Source organism: Candidatus Gastranaerophilales bacterium, assembly GCA_028696075.1.
In the GTDB taxonomy this organism is placed as follows: Bacteria; Cyanobacteriota; Vampirovibrionia; order Gastranaerophilales; family JAILCC01; genus JAQVHS01.
This window is the reverse complement of sequence record JAQVHS010000005.1, coordinates 110,508-126,731: the sequence shown is the minus strand read 5'-3', so window position 1 is coordinate 126,731 and position 16,224 is coordinate 110,508. Positions and strand designations below refer to the sequence as shown.

Annotated in this window: 15 protein-coding genes; 5 read left to right on the top strand and 10 right to left on the bottom strand. The window is 38.0% G+C overall.

From position 1 onward, the window contains the following. Positions 1 to 8 precede the first annotated feature (8 nt). Positions 9 to 1,199, top strand: coding sequence for a patatin-like phospholipase family protein (locus tag PHX18_05105; protein MDD3593987.1), 1,191 nt, complete (start codon positions 9 to 11; stop codon positions 1,197 to 1,199). 11 nt (positions 1,200 to 1,210) lie between these two features. On the opposite strand, the gene PHX18_05100 is transcribed toward PHX18_05105, so the two are convergent. Further along, positions 1,211 to 1,414: a hypothetical protein gene (locus PHX18_05100; GenBank protein ID MDD3593986.1), complete on the bottom strand. Its 204-nt coding sequence runs from the start codon at positions 1,412 to 1,414 to the stop codon at positions 1,211 to 1,213. Positions 1,415 to 1,483: 69 nt separating this feature from the next. Between PHX18_05100 and PHX18_05095 the strand changes: the two genes are divergently transcribed. Then, on the top strand, positions 1,484 to 1,747 hold the full coding sequence (locus tag PHX18_05095; GenBank protein MDD3593985.1) for a helix-turn-helix transcriptional regulator: 264 nt from the start codon (positions 1,484 to 1,486) through the stop codon (positions 1,745 to 1,747). Positions 1,748 to 1,776: 29 nt separating this feature from the next. Here the strand turns inward: PHX18_05095 and PHX18_05090 are convergent, their stop codons facing one another. Further along, the gene (locus PHX18_05090) at positions 1,777 to 2,406 is read right to left on the bottom strand and encodes a flavodoxin family protein (GenBank protein MDD3593984.1); all 630 of its coding nucleotides are present in this window, start codon (positions 2,404 to 2,406) and stop codon (positions 1,777 to 1,779) included. A 165-nt stretch (positions 2,407 to 2,571) separates the two neighbouring features. Here PHX18_05090 and alaS point away from each other — a divergent pair, with 165 nt between their 5' ends. Both alaS and PHX18_05080 read left to right on the top strand, forming a co-directional pair. Then, positions 2,572 to 5,217, top strand: coding sequence for an alanine--tRNA ligase (alaS, locus tag PHX18_05085; GenBank protein MDD3593983.1), 2,646 nt, complete (start codon positions 2,572 to 2,574; stop codon positions 5,215 to 5,217). A gap of 8 nt (positions 5,218 to 5,225) precedes the next feature. Next, positions 5,226 to 6,044 carry an SDR family NAD(P)-dependent oxidoreductase gene (locus PHX18_05080; protein ID MDD3593982.1) on the top strand — a complete coding sequence of 273 codons (819 nt, stop codon included), beginning with the start codon at positions 5,226 to 5,228 and terminating at the stop codon, positions 6,042 to 6,044. A gap of 7 nt (positions 6,045 to 6,051) precedes the next feature. Here PHX18_05080 and PHX18_05075 read toward each other — a convergent pair whose 3' ends face one another. The 6 genes from PHX18_05075 to PHX18_05050 all read right to left on the bottom strand — a co-directional run bounded on the left by PHX18_05075 (position 6,052) and on the right by PHX18_05050 (position 12,800). After that, positions 6,052 to 6,816, bottom strand: coding sequence for a DUF4013 domain-containing protein (locus PHX18_05075; GenBank protein ID MDD3593981.1), 765 nt, complete (start codon positions 6,814 to 6,816; stop codon positions 6,052 to 6,054). A 90-nt stretch (positions 6,817 to 6,906) separates the two neighbouring features. Continuing rightward, positions 6,907 to 8,265, bottom strand: a complete 1,359-nt coding sequence (locus PHX18_05070) for a Clp protease N-terminal domain-containing protein (protein MDD3593980.1) — start codon at positions 8,263 to 8,265, stop codon at positions 6,907 to 6,909. Between the two features lie 35 nt (positions 8,266 to 8,300). Then, positions 8,301 to 9,152 (bottom strand): PHP domain-containing protein, encoded by an 852-nt coding sequence (locus tag PHX18_05065; protein MDD3593979.1) that lies wholly within the window; start codon positions 9,150 to 9,152, stop codon positions 8,301 to 8,303. Between the two features lies 1 nt (position 9,153). Continuing rightward, positions 9,154 to 9,981: a TIGR00282 family metallophosphoesterase gene (locus tag PHX18_05060; GenBank protein MDD3593978.1), complete on the bottom strand. Its 828-nt coding sequence runs from the start codon at positions 9,979 to 9,981 to the stop codon at positions 9,154 to 9,156. Next, positions 9,981 to 11,522, bottom strand: a complete 1,542-nt coding sequence (gene rny, locus PHX18_05055; GenBank protein MDD3593977.1) for a ribonuclease Y — start codon at positions 11,520 to 11,522, stop codon at positions 9,981 to 9,983. Before rny ends, PHX18_05060 begins: the two co-directional genes overlap by 1 nt. 162 nt (positions 11,523 to 11,684) lie before the next feature. Next, positions 11,685 to 12,800, bottom strand: a complete 1,116-nt coding sequence (locus PHX18_05050) for a phosphodiester glycosidase family protein (GenBank protein ID MDD3593976.1) — start codon at positions 12,798 to 12,800, stop codon at positions 11,685 to 11,687. Positions 12,801 to 13,101: 301 nt separating this feature from the next. Between PHX18_05050 and PHX18_05045 the strand changes: the two genes are divergently transcribed. Then, positions 13,102 to 13,791 carry an endonuclease III gene (locus tag PHX18_05045; protein MDD3593975.1) on the top strand — a complete coding sequence of 230 codons (690 nt, stop codon included), beginning with the start codon at positions 13,102 to 13,104 and terminating at the stop codon, positions 13,789 to 13,791. Positions 13,792 to 13,830: 39 nt separating this feature from the next. Here PHX18_05045 and prmC read toward each other — a convergent pair whose 3' ends face one another. Further along, positions 13,831 to 14,700, bottom strand: a complete 870-nt coding sequence (gene prmC, locus PHX18_05040) for a peptide chain release factor N(5)-glutamine methyltransferase (GenBank protein MDD3593974.1) — start codon at positions 14,698 to 14,700, stop codon at positions 13,831 to 13,833. A 4-nt stretch (positions 14,701 to 14,704) separates the two neighbouring features. Then, the gene (mgtE, locus tag PHX18_05035; GenBank protein ID MDD3593973.1) at positions 14,705 to 16,081 is read right to left on the bottom strand and encodes a magnesium transporter; all 1,377 of its coding nucleotides are present in this window, start codon (positions 16,079 to 16,081) and stop codon (positions 14,705 to 14,707) included. Positions 16,082 to 16,224: the final 143 nt, after the last annotated feature.

The following is a 16,224-nucleotide window of genomic DNA, read 5'->3' as shown; positions in this document are numbered from 1 at the left end:
ATTATTATATGAACAAAGACTTGAATTATCTATGCATATTCGGCGGCGGAGCAGTCAGAGGTTACGCGTATATAGGGGTGCAAAGAGCCTTTGAAGAGCTTGGTATTGTACCGAAGATGTATGCAGGCTCCTCGGTTGGCGCTATATTAAGCGCTTTTCTTGCAGCAGGGGCAACCGGTCAAGACCTGTATGATATTTTTTCGGAAGTTAATTACGAGCTTTTCAGAGATATCAACTTAAGCTTCTCACCGACTTTTTCAATAAGCAAAGGCGGGGTGCTTTTAGACTGGTTAAGAAACAATCTTGAGAAAATTTTTTATAAAGAAAATTATATAAAAGACGAAAACTCTCCGATATGCTTCAAAGACCTTGAAAAAGACTTGTTAATTATAACCACCGATATAAAAAATTCCAAACCCTTTATATTTTCAAAATTCCACACCCCTGATTTTGAAGTAGCCGAAGCGATAAGGATTTCAGGCAGTATGCCCGGGCTTTTGACCCCTGTTGAACACGAAGAAAAATTACTCACAGACGGCGATTTATTAAAAAGCAACCCTCTTTGGAAACTCGACAAGTCTTTATGCCCCGAAAACTTGCGAATACTTGAATTCAGACTTGAAGGCGGCAAATATAACAAAATAAGCTCCGTATTCGGGTTTTTCAACACTCTTTACAATACAATCACTAACTGCTCTACTGATTTTGTGATGGGATTATACGCCAAACAAGACAAGTTCGATTATATAAAAATAGACACCGAAGATATTCTGCTTGTTAATTTTAATCTGTCTACACCTGAAAAACAAAAGCTCATAGACATAGGCTACACAACAACAATGGAGTTTTTCAACAAGACACTTCCCGCAAAAAGAACTTTGATTTATGAAGATTATAAAGCTTTAATCACACTTACGGGTCAATTAAAGGACTTTTTATCGGGCAATAAACTTACCCAAACAAAAAATACCCTTGGAGAAATTTTTATGCTTTTAAATTCTCAGGATTTGAAAATTGATATTGAAATTTATCAGCAGCTTACAGACTTTAAAAATTTATTTCTAAAATCACGGGCAAAAGGCTTTTTTGGCAATGATATTTTAAAAGATAAAGATAAGCTCAGGCAAAAACTCCTTATTTTAAAAAAGGAGTTAGACACTAAACATAAAGAGTTTGAAAAATATTTTCATCTTCAGTAACGTTATACACATCAATCATTGTCATTATAATCAATCAGCATGCTGTTTAACTTATCAGAGGTTATAACCAAATATTCAGATAATATGTCAATAAAACCCAATTCCAAACTTTCTGATTTATGATAACCGCAATAATCTTTAAGAATAGAACTAAACACAAAAACACTTTCTGACAAAAACTTTAAATCTTCAATATAAATAATATCTTTAGACATATTTACTCCTCGGGTTTCGTTCTTAAATAAGAACGATATGTTCTAATATTAGTACAATAATATGTAATTATGCAAGAGAATAAACAAATTTTAAAAAATACATTGGCAAAACAGATTAAAATTCTTAGAAAGAAATCAAAAAAGTCTATAAGTTTACTTTCTGATGAAGTAAATTTATCAAAATCCATTTGGTCAGATTTAGAAAAAGGTGTAAAAGACCCTCAATTTTCCACATTATGGCGCATATCCGAAAGCTTAAACATTCCTTTATCAAAGATTATTGCAGCAATTGAAAAAGAGTTAAAAAATTCTATAAGTTTTATTGAAGATTAAGAAAAATGGACAGGCAATTTGTGAGATAGCTATCTTATAAAATTCGTCCAGATTTTTTCTTCGGCTTCAGGCGGATTAATATCAGCATTTTTGCCTGCTTCAATGCATTTTAACATCCAAGCCATGTTCTTGCCCAAAGTCCGCATAATTTGCACACCTTCTTCGTCTTTGTAAACATCTTCAGGCGAACTGCCATGTACCATATTCCAATAACATGAAGGAACAACAGGCATATTATTAATCGTAAAATGCTTATTAATCACATCCAAAGCAGCGGTTGTGCCTGCACGTCTTGCTGAAACAACAGCTGCCGCAGGTTTGTACCTCAATGCATGCCCGCCTGCAAAAAATACCCTGTTCATAACAGATAGTATTCTTCCCGTCGGGTGAGCGTAATAAACGGGCGAACCAAAAACAAACCCGTCAGCTTCTTTTGCTTTTTCAATCAGAATATTTACAATATCACCATCAAAGACACACTTGCCTGTAGAGTTTTTTCTGCAAACATAACATGCAACGCAATCAGCAACGGGTGCGGCGCCCAATTGAACAATTTCGGTTTCTATTCCTTCAGCGTTAAGCGCTTTTGCCACTTCGCCCAGCGCAGTAAATGTGCAGCCGTCGGGTTTCGCGCTGCTGTTTATTAACAATACTTTCATATAACCCCCTGTGTTTCAGGTTTTCCATAACAATAACGTAGAGCCATCATAACATTTTTTCGGTTTTTTTGCCATTAAGCAATCCGCTGTATTTAAGTCTTGCTATATAACGCTTTTATTTGTTATATAATTTTAATTAAAATACAGCTATATAAGGTAAAGTAAATGTCTGACAAATTAACCGGAAACGAATTAAGGAAAAAATACATAGATTTCTTTGTAAAAAAGCACAATCATTTGCAATATAAAAGTTCAAGCTTAATCCCTGATAATCCTACCGTGCTTTTAACAACAGCAGGAATGCTGCAATTTGTACCGATGTTTTTGGGTTATGAAGAACCGCCAAACCCGCCAAGAATCGCAACCGTACAAAAATGCGCAAGAGCCGGCGGCAAAGATTCAGACATAGAAAATGTAGGCAGAACTCCACGTCATCACACTTTTTTTGAAATGCTCGGCAATTTCAGCTTTGGCGATTATTTCAAAGAGGAAATTATTCCATGGGCATGGGATTTTGTAATAAATGAAATAAAGCTTGATGTAGAAAGGCTGTGGATTACGGTTTTTGAAACAGACGATGAAGCTGTTGAGATATGGAAAAAAACAGGAGTCAGACCCGAGCGGATATTAAAAAAAGGCAAAAAGGATAATTTTTGGGGACCTGCGGGTGCTTCAGGACCTTGCGGACCCTGCAGCGAAATTCACTATGATTTAGGTGCGGAATATGCCTGCTGTGATAATTGCGGCATTGATACCTGCGAATGCGACAGGTTTGTTGAAATTTGGAATTTGGTATTTACCGAATTGAATCAGGACGAAGAAGGCAACCTGACCCCGTTAGCTAAGAAAAATGTTGATACCGGAATGGGCTTAGAGCGTGTAACAATGGTTGTAAACGGTGTAACCTCAACTTTTGACACAGACCTTTTGCAGCCGATTTTGAAAAAAGTCTGTGAGCTTTCCTCTAAAGAATATAAAAAAGACCCCAAAACCGACATCAGTATTCGTATCATCACAGACCATGCACGCTGCGTATCGTTTATGATTGCAGACGGATTAACCCCGAGCAATGAGGGACGCGGCTATGTAGAGCGTATGATTTTAAGGCGGGCGCTGCGCCATGGCAAAATTTTAGGATTGGAGCTGCCGTTCCTTTACAAAATAGTGGATACGGTTGTAGATAGCTATAAAGAAACATATCCGGAACTTGCACGAAACCGTGATAAGATAATTTCCGTTATCAAAGCGGAAGAAGAACGCTTCAAACAGACGCTTGATAAGGGTGAACTACTTTTGTCCCAGCTTATTGAAGAAGCCAAGCAGAAAAAAGACAAAACTATTTCGGGTGCTGATGCGTTTAAACTTTATGATACTTTTGGGTTTCCTATGGAGTTAACTTTGGAAACCGCATTAGAACAAGGGCTAAAAGTTGATGAAGCAGGCTTTAAAAAAGAAATGGACGAACAAAAAGAGCGCGCCAAAGCTGCTCATACCAAAATCAGCCTCACACAAAATCTTATTTTCGTTGATATTTTGAAAAAATACGGCGAAACAGACTTCAAGGGCTATGAAACCAATCGGATTGAAGGGGCTAAAGTAGTTGCAATAGTAAAAGACAGCGTGGAAACCGATGGAGCCGTCATAGGTGATGAGGTTGATATCATTCTTGATAGAACCCCTCTTTATGCCGAATCAGGCGGGCAAACAGGCGACAGCGGCATTATATCAAACGAAAATGTTAAAATTGAAGTGGTCGATACAATCAAACTGGACAACCTTTTTATCCACAAAGCAAAAATCACGGAAGGTTCAATCAAAACAGGAGATAAAGTTTGTGCAGAAGTTGACAACCTATTGAGAAAGCAAATAAAAGCCCACCATACACTTGCACACCTTTTGCAAGCTGCCTTGGTAAGAACTTTGGGCAGCGAAGTTCATCAGGCAGGCTCTCAGGTTGACTCTTTTAGAACAAGGTTCGACTTTAACTTTGACAGAGGGCTGAGCGAAGATGAACTTGCCCAAATAGAAGATTTGATGAACGAATGGATTAACCTCGGGTTCGATTGCACAACGCGGATTATGTCGGTCGAAGACGCCAAAAAATCAGGCGCGACCGCTCTTTTTGATGAAAAATACGCTGCTGATGTCAGAGTGGTAAGCGTTGGTGATGTGAGCAAAGAACTTTGCGGCGGGCTTCACGTTGAGAATATAAGCGAACTTAAAGTTGCAAAAATTGTCAGCGAAAGCGCAATCTCGGCAGGTGTAAGAAGAATAGAAGTTATTTGTGCAAACAGCGCACTTAAATTATTCAAAGAAAATAACGCTGTGTTGGAACAAATTGCTAAAACTTTAAAAACCCCGGTCGTTGAACTTGAAGGAAGATTAGAGAAAATTTTGGAAGACAATAAAAGTTTAAACAAAAAAATCAAAGACCTTCAAAATCAAATTGCTGCAGGCAAAATGGAAACTTTATACCAAAATGCGACAGAAGGAAAATCAGGCAGAGTGTTAGTTGAGCGCATAGACGGTGTAAGCGCTGATATTTTAAAGAATTATGCGGAAAAATTTGCCGATAAATTAGGCGAAAGCACGATTGTATTATGCTCATACAGCGACGATAAAATCTCAATTATAGCAAAGGTTTCAGATAGCATTATTGCAAAAGGAATAAACGCCGGAGCGATTGTAAATGAAATAGCACAGGCTTGCGAAGGCAAGGGCGGCGGCAGACCGAACTTTGCCCAGGGCGGCGCCAAAAATCCGGCGAACCTTGATAATGCTTTGAAAACCTTAAAAGATAAACTGGTTTAGCTGCTCTTATGGAAAAAATTTTATTAACAGGTGCATCATCAGGGATAGGCAAAGCTATTGCCGAAAAGCTCACGGCAAAAGGCTATGAAGTTATTGCCTGCGTCAGAAAACAGGAAGATAAAGAAGCGCTTGAAGCTCTCAGTCCGCAAATTTCTGTTGTAATGTTTGATGTATTGGATAATGAAAAAATTGAGAACCTCTTTCAGGAGTTCAAAAGCCAAAATATAAGCCTTAGCGCGATTATTAACGCTGCAGGGTTTGCACAGGCGGGGGTAATGGAATGTCCTGATTTTGATGCGATAAGAAAACAAATTGAAGTAAATGCTTTTGCGCCTTTGAAGATTGTAACCACATTTCTGCCGCTGATGAAAAAAGGGCGAATTATCAATATCAGCTCTGTTTCATCGAATTTTGTTTATCCTTTTATAGCTCCTTATTGCGCTTCTAAAAAGCTTTTGGATATATTTTTTCAGGGGCTGGCAATAGAGCGGTGTGATGAAAACATAAAGTTTATTTCCATCAAACCCGGTGTTATAAAAACGCCTTTATGGGAGAAATCTTTTGAGCTTGCAAAAAATGCATTCGGAAAAATTCCGCCGGAAACTTTGGAAAAATATTTGCCCAAAACCCAAAAATTAATGGCTTCATTAGAAACAAGCATTAAAAACGGTTTAGCCCCCGAGGCTGTTGCAGAAAAAACTCTCTATGCCCTGACGGTTAAAAACCCTAAATTTAGCTATAACGTAGGGATAGGTGCTTATGTAGGCGAATTTTTGAGCAAATTGAGCGTGGATTTGCAGCGCAAATTTATAAAAATAAGTTTTTAAGTTATTTTTATCCTGCTTCTTGAGGCTGTATAGCAATATTATCAAGCATACTGCCGTACATATCATAAAATACAATCGTACTGTACCATGTTAAAATACCGAGCAGCGCAGATGCAAAAATTTTATTGATTAAAAGGAAAACAGATGAGAATAAAAAAGAAGTAATGTAAATAACAGATAACCCGACGGCAACCCAAATATAAGATTCAAGGCTCTTGTTATTTAACTTAATTATAGAATTAATATCCCTGATATTCCAGCCTTCTTTGACATCATCGGTCTGCAAATAACGCAATGTAGCTACAAGCGCGTATTTGTATAACTTTATAGTTAGCCGAATCCCTACTGTTATTAAAACAAGCAGCATAATAACGGCAATAGCAATCTGATGGGCTGCTAAAGCCCCAAATGCTATACCTCCGAGTATGAAAAGAGGGAGCCAAAATACAGCCAGATAAATCCCCAGTAATAGTCCGAATAAATAGAATTTAAGACCTGTTTTTACAAAATTCCCCGCATCAATACTTACATTAACCTCAGAGTCTGATAATAAATATTTGGTTTTAAAATAATTCACGCAATAACCTGTAAATAATAAAGTAACAACTCCGTTAAAAATATTTGTTACAAGAGTATGTATCTGAAAAGAGGCGGATTTTGGGTCGCCTAAATTAAAGCTGATTAGAACAACCAATGCAAAAAGTGCAATAAAAACAATATTAAAGTTTTTAAAAGGGGTCAAAGGACCTTTTAGAATTTCGCCAAAATTCATGCAGCCACTCCAAATATTAAACCTTTTTCATCATACAATTTATTCCCGGTTTACGTCAATAAACGCTAATTGTTAATATACATTGCAATTTCAAATTTTTGAGAATTTTTTCTTGATACCTTCCACAATTTCAATAGCATCAACGCCTAACGCTTCAAGGACTTTATTGGCAACGCAATCGGTTTCTTTAATAATACCGAGCAAAATATGTTCAGAGTCTATTCGGTCTTTATTTTGCTGTTTTGCCTCAACCCAGGCATTATCAAGGATTTTTTTCGCCCTTTGCGACAGGGAATAATTCTTAGCCTCATAATTGTTGCCGTAGCCTATCAGCTCTTCAACAATTTTTCTTGCGTCCTTGATATTAACACCCAAATCCTGAAGCACTTGTGCGCCGATGCCTGCGCTTTCTATAATAATGCCTAAAAGCAAAAGCTCGGAACCCACCATATTATGCCCCAGTCTTGCAGCTTCAAGCTTGGCTAATTTAATAATTTTCATTGAAGTGGTTTTTTGCTGTTCGATTCTATCCATCAGCCGCTGTTTTAAGCTTTTTGTATTAATGTTTTGTTCTTTTAAAATTTTGTAAGCGCTGCCGGAATTGTTTTTCAAAAGCCCAAGCAAAACATGCTCCGGGGTTATGCTTGAAGAACCTGCTTCCTTTGCAATTTCAAATGCATTTAGTATAGAGTCTTTGGCTTTTTGTGTAAATAAATACTCTTCATCATAATCTTCCTGCCTATACAGTCCTGAATGTAAAAGCTTTATAAGTTCTTCTTTGCCTGTGGGCAAATCATCAAACAGGCAGGAAACCTCTTTGTTATTGATAAGTTCAGCCAAAATCTGCGCAGTTCCTATTGCTTCCAGGTTTGATTTAGCTGTTTTATCTGCTACGGCGGCAAAAAAGTCTTTCGCTTTTTCATCTTCCAAAAGCGAACTTATTTTTATCTCGCTTTTAGTATCTTCCAATTGCCGGGTATTCAAAACAAATTCCGGGTGTATGAATTTTTGGGTTTGTTTTTGGACGATTTTTTGCGTGGAATTTTTTATCCTTGCAATATCAATGTTGTACTTGTTAAAAAGTTTGATAATATTAAGGTTTTTAGACTCTACTATGGCTAAAAATAAATGTTCCGGAATAATTGAATGGTTTTGCATAGCAATGGACTTGTCCCATGCGAGTTTCAATACTTTTTTTAATTCGTCGGAAAACGGCAGGACATTTTGCTGCTTTGTCGCTTTTTCAAAGTTAAGTGCAATAATGTCTTCTTTAATCATTTCATAATTCATGCCCGCTGCCTTTAGGAATTTTGAAGCAATGCCTGATTTTTGCATTAAGATAGCTAAGAATATATGCTCACTGTGCAATTGTGCATGTTCAAGCAAGATAGCCTGAGTTTGAGCCATTGTAATTACTTTAATTGCTTTTTCGGTAAATCTTTCAAACAAGGTTCTTCTCCTTTCAGGCTATATAGACAAGGGTGCTAAATTCCCGCAATTTCAATGTTTCTTTTTTCTTCTTTAAGATTATTGTAAACCCAATCAGGGATAAAGATTTTGCCCAGATAAATTACGTTATTGTTATTCGGACTGTGAAAATCCGAACCGCCTGTTACAATTAGTCCGTAATTTTCTGCCATGGAGGAATAGTATTCAACCATAGCGGGAGTGTGTTTGCGATGATATGCTTCAAGCCCTCTTAAGCCGTAGTTCATTAAATCTTCTACCAGCTCTTTTGGTTTATCAATATCACAAGGGTGGGCAACTATAGGAATTCCGCCTGCTTCATAAATAATTTCCACCGCCTCATGCGGAGTTACGGTTTCTCTGCGGATATAAACAGGCGAGTTGTCATTGATGTATTTGGCATAGGCTTCAATAACGTTTTGCGCACCGCCTGCCACAACAATAGCTTTCGCAATATGAGGTCTGCCTATACTGCCGCCGGGGGCGACATAGTTGCTTATTTGATTCATTGTAACCGGGATATTTGCCTTTTTGTTTAAAAGTTCCACGATTCTTTGTGTCTGTTTAACACGGGCTTGCTGTTGGATTTTAATCATTTTTTGAAAATTTTTATTTTCAAAATCCATAAAATAGCCAAGGATGTGAATTTCTTCTCCGTTGTAGAGTGTATTAATTTCCACACCCGGAATAATTTCAAGGTCATAGCCTTTTTCTCTGATGTAGCTCTTGGAGATTTCATAGGCTAAAATGTTGTCGTGGTCTGTGATTGAAATAGCATTCAAACCGACACTTACCGCCGTATCAATTACTTGCCGCGGCGTGTAAGCACCATCCGAGTATGTGCTGTGAACGTGTAAATCTACTTTCAATTTAGCTTCCTTTCATGTCTTTTTCCTCACTTAACTTCTTATCGCAAAAAATTCTTTCTATAGACATGCAGGATTTGGAGCTTATATCAAATTTTAATCTGACTGCATTAAGCTGCGCCTCATTGTCGGCTTCTATCTCATAACGCTCCGGTAAGCATGTTAATAATCTTTTTATTGATGTTGTGACGTCCATACCTATAACGCTGTTTTTAGCGCCGCAAAATCCAACATCTGTTATGTAAAACATATTGTCCATAATCTGCTCATCAGCGGTCTGGACGTGGGTATGAGTACCCAAAACCGCGTTAATCCCCAAATCTTTGGCAAAATATGCCATACAAATTTTTTCGGCGGTAGCTTCCGCATGAAAATCCGCTATAAAAATATCCGCTTTTTCTTTTAGTTCCGGCATAGCGTTTTTTAAAACATCAAACGGTGAATCAACAGGGGTCATAAATGTCCTGCCCAAAAGGTTTATCAGACAAAGACGGACCCCTTTCACTTCAAAAATCCGATACCCGACCCCAAAATCACAGTTAGGGTAGTTAAGCGGACGGATTAACACATCCGAGGTGTTGATGTATTCAAAGATTTCTTTTTTGTCCCAAATATGGTTTCCTGATGTAAAAGCGTTAATTCCATAACTTTTTAACTCCTCATGGTTTCTAAAAGTAAGCCCGAAGCCATGAGAAGCGTTCTCGACATTTGCAATCACAAAGTCCGGCGGTTCAGTATTTTTGATGTCATTCAAATACCTGCAGACGGCTTTTCTTCCCGGTCTGCCTACAATGTCCCCTATGAAAAGTATGTCAAGAACTCTTTCACACATTATTTTGCTATTTCCGTACTCCTGATTTCACGAATAACGGTTACTCTGATTTGACCGGGATAATCAAGCTCGGTTTCAATCCGGCTTGCAATATCACGGGCAAGTTTTGTGCTTGCATCATCGTCAAACGCCGCAGGCTCCACAATAACACGGACTTCTCTACCTGATTGAACCGCAAATGAACGCTTGATACCTTCGAAGCTTGTTGCGATTTCTTCAAGCTTTTGAATTCTCTTGATGTAAATTTCAAGAGTATCACGCCTTGCACCGGGTCTGCCGGCACTCATACTGTCTGCTATTTTTACAATAACAGCTTCAATAGTGTTAGCGGATACATCGTCATGATGGGCTTCAATAGCGTGAACTATCTGTTCTTTTTCACCGTATTTTCTCGCAAGCTCAACACCCAATTGAATGTGAGTACCTTCCTGAGTTTGGTCAACCGCCTTGCCTATGTCATGAAGCAAGCCCGCTCTTTTAGCCAGTTCGGGGTCAAGCCCGAATTCTTTTGCTATCATGCCTGACAAATGCCCTACCTCAATAGAGTGTGTCAGTACATTTTGACCGTAACTTGTTCTGAAATACAATCTTCCCAAAAGCTTGATTAATTCAGGATGAAGATTGACTATTCCAAGCTGTGCCGCAGCATTTTCGCCTTCTTTGAACATTTTCTGGTCAATTTCGGTTTTTGATTTTTCAACAACTTCTTCAATACGAACAGGGTGAATACGTCCGTCCGCTATCAGTTTTTCTAATGCACTTCTTGCAATTTCCCTTTTTACAGGGTCAAAGCAGGACAGTACAACGGCTTCGGGAGTATCGTCAATGATTAAATCCACTCCTGTAAAGGTTTCTAAGGCTCTGATGTTTCTGCCTTCCCTGCCGATTATACGGCCTTTCATTTCGTCGTTAGGCAGGCTCACAACAGAAACCGTTGATTCTATAACATGGTCAATTGCACAGCGCTGCATAACATTGCTGACAATTTCTCTTGCCTTGTCTTCTGCAAACTCTTTGATTTTACTTTCAGTATCTTTGATTCTGGTTGCATATTCTTGAGTTAAATCTTTGTCTATCTGTTGAAGAAGAATGTTTCTCGCATCTTCCTGGCTCATGCAGGAGATTCTTTGAAGTTCTTCTGTTTGTTTTTGGACTAAATCCGCTAAAATATCTTCTTTTGCATAAAGCTCATCCATTTTTTTATTAGCAGCATGTTCTTTTTCGTAAATTTCCTGAGCTTTTGATTCAATACGGTCTTCTCTTTGCTCAAGCTTTGCTTCCAGTTTAAGAAGTTCGCTCCTGCGGTCCTTTGCTTCTCTTTCAAACTCTTCACGTTGGTCCTGTAGGGTTTCTTTTGCATAAATCAGCGCTTCTTTTTTTTGGATTGCAATCTGGTCTTGCGCTTCTTTTAATTTTTTTTCGGTAAGTTTTTCAACTTCCTTCAGAGAATTATTTTTCTCTGATAGCTTAATTTGTAAGATTACCGCGTATATGAGGGCAAGTAATCCCAAAATAGCCAGTATAATCATCATAATGTTCATAAATGATATACCTTTCTATTCAGTCTATAACACTATCGCAGAGAGGCTCTGCGTTATTTCTTATTTAGTTATGACGATATTTTTATAGAAATCATAATTAACAATCATCTAATATAACTAAGTCTATTATGGCATATTTAACCTACTGATACAAGCAGTTTTTTATTCTTTTGAAGCGGAAAGCTCTTTATTTGTATAAAGCACCAATGCATTGCTTATAGCAATTCCGCCTTTTATTGAGGGGCTGTTTATAAGGCTGCCGTTTAAATACATAACGCTGGAGCCGCCGCCGTCAAGGTTCATTGCATTTTGGCAGCCGATTTGTTTCATAAATTTCGCAAGTTCCCAAATCGTCATTCCGACAGAAGTTTCTTCTCTGCCGTCAACCGTTACCATGATGAAATTATTATCCAGCGTATAGCCGATGGCGGTGCGCGGGTTTTTGCCTGCGATAGAATTTAATTTTTGTTCGTTGACATCAACATAGACATTTCCTTCTTTGACCAAATACGGCCCGCCGCTGATGATATGATTTACATCATCCCATTCAGGGGTAGTTTTGATATCAATTTTTATATCTTTGGCATTAAAAAACGGCTCCAATTTGCTTTTTGGTCCTACGATTACATAACCGTTTTCCGGAATTGCATTAGAGCCGTAACCTACGTGTGTTACTTTATTATCTTCAATAGTTATTTGAACTCCGTATTGCGGCGGAGGGGGAGAAACAGCTCCCCACTTACGTGTATATACCAACACATAAGTGGAGAGCATTCTCGGCTGGTTTATATTGTCGATTTTTAAAACCGTATCTTTTGATTGAAGCCGGGCATTGAGGTCTACCCTTGACATCCTGTAATAACCGTCTGCTATACCTAAAGCCACGCGGTTGTAAACAGGACCTGTCAAGATATCCTTGTTTACCATCATTGTCCCTAACGGAATACCGTTCTGGGGCTTAAAGTAAGAGCCGTTTATTGCGGCGATGGTATTCTCTTTTTGGGCTATTGTTCTTATGGAAGCTTTATTGCTTAAGGTATTTGATGCCAAAACAGGTTTTAGCGAAATATTTTTATTTATGGAAGTGTTTATCTCTACTACATTAATTCTGACTTTTCTGCCGTTGACGTACTTTGTTAACCTGATATGTTTAACCCCGTCCTGAACGGTTAAAATCAAACTGCCGGGGTAGCGTTTTTGAACATCTTTATCCCAGAGCTGTTTTCTGTGTGAAAGTTTTGTTGCTTCGTTTGCACCTAAAAAAAATGGCTCGGTCATAATAACCGAGCCAGCGTACACTTTATTAGATATAGCTATTTCCTGCGCCTTAATTTTATTTATAGGTATGTTGTGATTTATCAGTATTGTTATTAGAATAGAATAGGAGATGATGCTGAAGACCAGCTTCGCAAGTAATCGCTCATCATGCCTCAACTGACTAATCATGTCATGCCTCTTTTGCTTTTTTATCTTTTATCTACTACAATTATAGCATATACCAAAAGAGGTTTCAAGCCCCTTATAACGTGTATTTTAGACATTTAATCATAGTGAGAGCCTGATTACGGAAGGAATAGAGATGAATAATAAGTGTAAAATCGACAATATAGTGGAAATTTTGAAGGCACAAGACCTGCCACGGTCGGACTTTGTGAACTTTATGGAAACCTTAAAAGACCCGTATCAAGTGCTTATATACTGTATTTTGAGCCTTAGAACCAAAGATGAAACGACTTTTGGCGGAAGTATGAGGTTAAGAGAGTTAGGAACAACGCCGTTAGAAATTTCTCAAAGAAAAGAGGAAGAAATATCAAAAGCAATCTACCCTGTGGGGTTTTATAAAAATAAGGCAAAACAAATTCTTGAGCTTTCTAAAACTCTTGTAGAAAAATATAACTCTCAAGTTCCTTGCGATATAGAGGAGCTGTGTACTTTTAAGGGTGTAGGGCGCAAAACCGCAAATTTGACTATTGCCAAGGGCTTTAATCAACCTGCAATTTGTGTGGATATTCATGTTCACAGGATTTGTAACAGATTAGGTTATGTCAAAACCAAAACTCCGGATGAAACAGAGATGGTATTGCGAAAAAAATTACCCGAAAACTTGTGGATGGATTTTAATACGCTGCTTGTAACTTTCGGGCAAAATATCTGCAAGCCGATAAATCCAAAATGTAATGAATGCCCGATTGAACATTGCTGCGGCAAAAATTTAGGGAAGCAGGGAAGCTTAAGGAAGCTTAAGGAAGCTGGGAAGTTAAGAAGCTGAGAAGCTGAGCTTCCTCAAGCTCTTCAACTCTTAACCTCTTCACCTTTTAAGCTGCCTAGCTCCCTTAAGCCCTTTCGCACAGATAACTCTGTCTATACCGTCAAAATCTTTGATTATTTCAACGTCGCTAAAGCCTTCGGTTAAAAACAACTCTCTAACAAGCTTTGATTGATTTATACCAAGTTCAAACATAACGCAGGCATTTTTGTTCAAAAATTTATCGGCTTCTTTGATGATTTTTTCATAAAAATAAATCCCTTTGTCATCGGGCGCAAAAAGAGCCTGATGAGGGTCTTGCAAAACTTCTTTTTCAAGTTTTGAAGCTTCTCGCGGCGAAATATACGGCGGGTTTGAAACTATAATGTCAAACTTTCCCTGCACGGCAGAAAAAATATCGGAGTTTAAAAAAGTTATTTTTTCCCCAACTTCAAGTTTTTGGGCATTTTTTGCGGCAATTTTTAGCGCTTCGGCTGAAATATCAACAGCGGTGATTGCGGTATTTGCAAGATTTTTTGCCGCTAAAATACTTATACAGCCTGAACCGGTACCTATATCTAAAATAGATTTTGCATTGATTTTTTTTGCCGTATCTATTAACTTTTTGGTTAAAATTTCTGTTTCGGGACGGGGGATAAGAACGTTTTTATCAACAAAAAATTCTTCCCCCATAAAAAACGCCTTACCCAAAATTTGCTGAAGAGGCAGATTTTGCTTTCTTGATGTTAAGATGTCCCGAATTTTGGCGTACTGTTCGGGCGTGGTGTTGTATTCTTGTTCATAGAAATTTTTGGTACCGAGTACATTTTCTAAAATCATACTGAATTCTGCCGCTGCATCGTGTGCAGAGTTTGTAATTTTTGTTAATTCTTTAATAACAGTTTTACGGTTAAGCAAGGTCATATTTTCCATAAAATTATTTGGCAAGCAGCCAGCCCAAAGAAATCGTAACAAGAGAAAAATACACTGTTAATCCCATAACATCAATGGTTGTGGCAATAACGGGACCGCTCGCAACAGCGGGATCTATGTTAATTTTTTTAAGCATAAACGGAGTAACTGTGCCTATAATTGTTGCCATAGTCATATTTATAGCCATGGACAAACCGACTATTATGCCCAGCGCAATATTGTGCTGCCAGCCGAAAGTCGAAAGTGTAACAAGAGCGCCGAAAACAACTCCTATAAGCAAACCTATTTTTGCTTCTCTGAAAATGTGGTAAACCGCACTGCCCATTGTAACCTGTCCTGTCGAAAGACCGCGAACCATAAGAGTAATACTTTGTGTGCCTATATTTCCGCCAAGACCCGCTAAAAGAGGCATAAAAATAGCTATAATAGGCATAGCATCCAACGTTATCGAAAAATGCTTTGCTACGTTAACAGCAATAAATTCCCCTGCCAGCGTGATTAAAAGCCAGGGCGTTCTGGCTCTTATAGCTTGATAAATAGGACCTTCTAAAATTTCTTCTTCATCAATTTCGTCATTGGTAGCGATACCTGATGCTTGCAGGATTTCTTCGGTTGTTTCTTCTTCAACAACATCCTGCGCATCGTCCCAGGTAACAATCCCTTTTAATTTCCCGTAATGGTCCACAACAGGAACTGCTAAAATCCCGTACTTGGAAAGCGTTTCGGCTGCTACTTCCTGGTCCTCGTCCACATGGACTTTGACTAAATCGGTAATCATTATATCTTCTACTTTTACGTAGGTAGGTGTGGTAAATAAGCTTCTTAAACTTAATACCCCTAATAAATGACCGACTTTGTCGGTTACGTAAACGTAGTAAAGTTCTACTTTGTCTGTTTGGGCTTTAATTCTTAAAAACGAAACAACTTCATCAACGGTCATATCTTTATCAACCGTAATGACGTCCGAGTTCATAATACCGCCGGCAGAATCTTCGGGGTAACTTAACAGTTCCCTGATTTGGTTAGATACCCGCTCCGGCAATTTGTTCAAATATGTTTCGGAGTCTACGTCTTCTAAATCACCCAAAACATCGGCAAGGTTGTCATGCGGCATTTTCAAGATTATTCTGCCCGCTTTTTCTTCATCTAAATCGCTTAATAACTCAACCTGGATTTGAGGGCTTAAAAACTCCAAAAGTTCGGCTGCTTCGCTTTCATCAAGAAGGTTAAAGAAATATAACCTCTCTTCTTCCGTTAAGCCTTCAAAAATCTCTGCAATATCCGCATTGTGAAATTTTTCAAACTCTTCGCGAATTTGAACGTCATCCTTTGCCGTAAGCAAGATTTTAAATCTTTCTATTGTATTTTCCAAATTAAGCATAATTTTGTCCGAATAAGTGCTAAAATTATGATACAACAAATTGAAAGTTTAGTTAATAATTTGTGGTATACTTTAATTAAGTACAACTATTTTCAACTAAATGATGGGGTTACTTTTAATGTAATTTTGATATAATTTTAGAA

Excerpts from the sequence above, each read along its gene's own strand:
- PHX18_05050 (MDD3593976.1), bottom strand. The coding sequence starts at position 12,800 with ATGACCGAGCCATTTTTTTTAGGTGCAAACGAAGCAACAAAACTTTCA.
- PHX18_05080 (MDD3593982.1), top strand. The coding sequence starts at position 5,226 with ATGGAAAAAATTTTATTAACAGGTGCATCATCAGGGATAGGCAAAGCT.
- PHX18_05045 (MDD3593975.1), top strand. The coding sequence starts at position 13,102 with ATGAATAATAAGTGTAAAATCGACAATATAGTGGAAATTTTGAAGGCA.
- rny (MDD3593977.1), bottom strand. The coding sequence starts at position 11,522 with ATGAACATTATGATGATTATACTGGCTATTTTGGGATTACTTGCCCTC.
- PHX18_05090 (MDD3593984.1), bottom strand. The coding sequence starts at position 2,406 with ATGAAAGTATTGTTAATAAACAGCAGCGCGAAACCCGACGGCTGCACA.
- PHX18_05100 (MDD3593986.1), bottom strand. The coding sequence starts at position 1,414 with ATGTCTAAAGATATTATTTATATTGAAGATTTAAAGTTTTTGTCAGAA.
- PHX18_05105 (MDD3593987.1), top strand. The coding sequence starts at position 9 with ATGAACAAAGACTTGAATTATCTATGCATATTCGGCGGCGGAGCAGTC.
- PHX18_05060 (MDD3593978.1), bottom strand. The coding sequence starts at position 9,981 with ATGTGTGAAAGAGTTCTTGACATACTTTTCATAGGGGACATTGTAGGC.
- alaS (MDD3593983.1), top strand. The coding sequence starts at position 2,572 with ATGTCTGACAAATTAACCGGAAACGAATTAAGGAAAAAATACATAGAT.
- PHX18_05075 (MDD3593981.1), bottom strand. The coding sequence starts at position 6,816 with ATGAATTTTGGCGAAATTCTAAAAGGTCCTTTGACCCCTTTTAAAAAC.
- prmC (MDD3593974.1), bottom strand. The coding sequence starts at position 14,700 with ATGGAAAATATGACCTTGCTTAACCGTAAAACTGTTATTAAAGAATTA.
- mgtE (MDD3593973.1), bottom strand. The coding sequence starts at position 16,081 with ATGCTTAATTTGGAAAATACAATAGAAAGATTTAAAATCTTGCTTACG.
- PHX18_05095 (MDD3593985.1), top strand. The coding sequence starts at position 1,484 with ATGCAAGAGAATAAACAAATTTTAAAAAATACATTGGCAAAACAGATT.